The sequence below is a fragment of the Sulfoacidibacillus thermotolerans genome (assembly GCF_003144315.1).
In the GTDB taxonomy this organism is placed as follows: Bacteria; Bacillota; Bacilli; order Alicyclobacillales; family SLC66; genus Sulfoacidibacillus; species Sulfoacidibacillus thermotolerans.
This window is the reverse complement of the sequence record NZ_MPDK01000082.1, coordinates 1-1,390: the sequence shown is the minus strand read 5'-3', so window position 1 is coordinate 1,390 and position 1,390 is coordinate 1. Positions and strand designations below refer to the sequence as shown.

Below are 1,390 nucleotides of genomic sequence, written 5' to 3'. Positions count from 1 at the left end.
ATGGATCAAATTTTTTTTGAGAAGGGGGAGTAAAAACAAGGGGTCAAAGCCTCTTTATAGAGTAGGAGGTGCCTGCTATGACAATTTTGGGCGGTTCAGATAGCAATAGCACACAATTTGCGCCAGGTGGGAACTCACCGAATTTTTATATTGGGCAATTAGGATATGCTAATTATGCGTATTTTAATGAAGTGGTTGATTGTGGAAGTGCAGATGCTCCAAGCCCAAACGGGTGGAACCCCGATTTGGCAGCTCGTGCAGACTATACTTATGGATTTTGGATGTTGCATGGACCGAATGGAACTCCAAACGGAAAAACGGATTATGAGTGGGGACAAGAGCAAGGATATGCTGCAGCAACGTCGTGGAATAATCAAGGATGCTGTGGGAGAGTGACCGTATTTGCGGACATTGAACCTGATGGAACGACCAATCAATGGCTGACTAGTGGAAGTTTGAGTGATCAAGGTAGAAATTTAGAAGTATTAAAAGGATTTGTTGATGCTTTAGTTAATCCTCCGAGTGATTCGCCAATCCCATCTCTTTTGGGCGGAGCATACTGTTCTCCTTATACGTGGAATTTATTGATGGGTGGTGCAACGTGTTCAGAAGCCGGGATATCATCTGCTTGGACTTGGAGAAACCGAAATTACAGCACATTTCCTACTACATGGAACGTGAATGGTGATGGAGAAAATCCTCAGTCTTTTGGCGGTTTATCACCCGTATTTTGGCAGTACGATGTAACTGATACTGAAGATTATGATGCTTGCCAAGGGATTGATTATTTACCTTTGTAGAGGTATTAACCAATCCCCTCTACGAGAAATTAATTGCTTTGAGAGGGGATTGGTTTTAAACATAGATGCCAAAACGAAGAAGTGGATTGCTCCCAAAAAACAACTTTCTTTTGATAGATATTCAATCCATATATTGATACTCCAGATTGAGAGAGTCTGTTTTTTACCCAAATAGATCCTGCATCGTGGGTAGTATAAAGTGTCAAGTCGTTTTGGATTAACCATTGTGTGGGACTTAAAAAAGCGATATTTTTGGTTGATATAGGTAATTTAGGGGTACGTCCGATAAAATTCCAACTGTGGCCTGCGTTTTTTGTGAGAAAAAAATACAGTCTACTTTGCTTTGAGGAACACAAGACGTTAACCGGGAGAATACCCACTTGATCATTAAAAAAATGAGGTGGAAATGGAAAATCAACAGAGGAGATGTTTTTGAAATAAGGAATTTTTGGTGAAAAAAGCGGGATAGAGTTCCATGTTTTTCCACCATTTTCTGATTCGTAGAACTTATGATCAGGCCAATTACTTGATGTGAATCCAACGGTAGGTGTGATAAATTTTATCCAGAGCTGACCGGGGAACGCTTTAGT

Annotated in this window: 2 protein-coding genes; one reads left to right on the top strand and one right to left on the bottom strand. The window is 40.6% G+C overall.

Annotated features, from left to right (window positions below; translation table 11 throughout):
* The first annotated feature begins 77 nt into the window (after positions 1 to 77).
* A complete protein-coding gene (locus BM613_RS14500; protein ID WP_109431855.1) occupies positions 78 to 800 on the top strand; it encodes a hypothetical protein in 723 nt (240 codons plus the stop codon).
* Positions 801 to 829: 29 nt separating this feature from the next.
* On the opposite strand, the gene BM613_RS15275 is transcribed toward BM613_RS14500, so the two are convergent.
* The coding region (locus BM613_RS15275; RefSeq protein WP_181363209.1) for a hypothetical protein at positions 830 to 1,390 on the bottom strand (561 nt) is incomplete at its 5' end.